The following is a 1,492-nucleotide window of genomic DNA, read 5'->3' on the forward strand; positions in this document are numbered from 1 at the left end:
TCCAGGAACGGCTCTTCTTGCTCAGGCAAGTCCATGGGCACACGTTCTTCTATAGGCTTTTGGCTAGGCTGTGAGCGTGGGGGAACCGCAGGGGAAGCCGCGGATTTTTCATCACGTTTACCCGCAGCCGTTAGCCAAAAGCTATTCCGCTCTCCCAGCCCCAGCGTCTCTCTTTTATATACCAATAAATAACCAGCCACCACCAATGTATTAAAGCTTAACCACCCGGCCCCAATGGCACAGGTCAGCGCCAGCGTGTGCGCATTCATTGCTTATAACCCACGTTTTATTGTTAGACGAAAAGTATCGGCCAGTATGGCAAAAAAGCAATTTTAGCGAGCTAGGCAATTAGTGGCATGATGGAGACGCGAGCAAGGCAAAACATCCGTTGCATGTGTGTAAAATTAACCGCTAGCCGTCGTTTTCCAGCATCGCTAACGTATGGTCGTGCTGCTGCTTGATCGCTTTATCGAGGATATCAAGAAGGTGGGCATAATCATCGGGCATGGTTGTATCTAGCCCGTGGGTTTCGGCTTGGCGAATCGTGGCTTGGGTTTCACAGATGAGCGTTTCCAGCTCAAGTACCACGCGCTCATGTTCACTGGGAATCACATTTACTCTCTTGGCTTGTACGCTGCAAAGCGCTTAATCCGCCTTCTGATGAACTTGCACTCGCCGATAAAGCTGAGCAGCATTTTCAATCGCCACTGCCTCAAACGCGTCAAGCGTTAATAGCTGGTCACGACGTCTATCTTGTACCACGGCATTCAGCTCTTGCTGGTAGCGCTTTAACAAATGCTCCAGGTTCATACGTATCATGGTCAGTTCCAGCTGGAACTCCATTTTCAACGTGTTGGTACGCGCGATGCTTTCCAGTTCCTGGGTATTGAGCGCTTCATCAAGCGTGTGCCCCACTAGCTTTTCGACGGTATCAAGTTTAGGCACTACGTCATAAATAACATCGTAGGCAGAAATAGTCTGCGCATTCGTTTTCACATGTCCCTCTACAAAACTGGCCCCATCAAGGAACCTGTTTATATTACCTACTAGTACGAGATAGCCAAGAAAAGAATCTTTACTCCCATATATAGAGCAAAAGCAAGCAAACCCAAGCCCACTATAGCTTTAAATACACTACCTATTTCAACACGTTCTTCTTTTCGGCCATCATTGGCCAGCCTTGAACAACCAGCAACGAGGCATGATATAAAAAATGCAACAAACGCAAAAAAAAGAAGCTTGAGCATTCAAAACTACCTTAAATATCGTTATTAGTTTGAACTTCTTGGTCAACGGCGTCTGCAGGAACTTCTACAAGCAGTATGTTTCGCTTTTCATAGCACCACTGCACAAAAAACTCTTCACCTACCACAAACCTGAAAGGCGTGGGAAGTACTTTATAAACGCTACCTGCCAACGCTTTGAAACGACCTTCGTCGTTAACCACTGCCGATGTCAAAGGGCCAGCCGCCTGATACCATGCATTTTGAAT

The 1,492-nt window shown here is 47.1% G+C and carries 5 protein-coding genes; all 5 read right to left on the minus strand.

The window, feature by feature from the left end; translation table 11 throughout:
- Positions 1-269: hypothetical protein (locus tag ACT3RU_RS17925; RefSeq protein WP_483392982.1), on the minus strand; the 269-nt coding region annotated here is incomplete at its 3' end.
- Between the two features lie 142 nt (positions 270-411).
- On the minus strand, positions 412-612 hold the full coding sequence (locus tag ACT3RU_RS17930; RefSeq protein ID WP_483392983.1) for a hypothetical protein: 201 nt from the start codon (positions 610-612) through the stop codon (positions 412-414).
- A 33-nt stretch (positions 613-645) separates the two neighbouring features.
- Positions 646-996: a hypothetical protein gene (locus ACT3RU_RS17935; protein WP_483392984.1), complete on the minus strand. Its 351-nt coding sequence runs from the start codon at positions 994-996 to the stop codon at positions 646-648.
- Between the two features lie 50 nt (positions 997-1,046).
- Positions 1,047-1,247 (minus strand): hypothetical protein, encoded by a 201-nt coding sequence (locus tag ACT3RU_RS17940; RefSeq protein WP_483392985.1) that lies wholly within the window; start codon positions 1,245-1,247, stop codon positions 1,047-1,049.
- Between the two features lie 11 nt (positions 1,248-1,258).
- Positions 1,259-1,492, minus strand: a 234-nt coding sequence (locus tag ACT3RU_RS17945; RefSeq protein WP_483392986.1) for a hypothetical protein, incomplete at its 5' end; no start/stop codon positions are given.

The organism is Halomonas sp. TP35 (assembly GCF_052375975.1).
Lineage (GTDB): Bacteria > Pseudomonadota > Gammaproteobacteria > Pseudomonadales > Halomonadaceae > Vreelandella > Vreelandella citrativorans.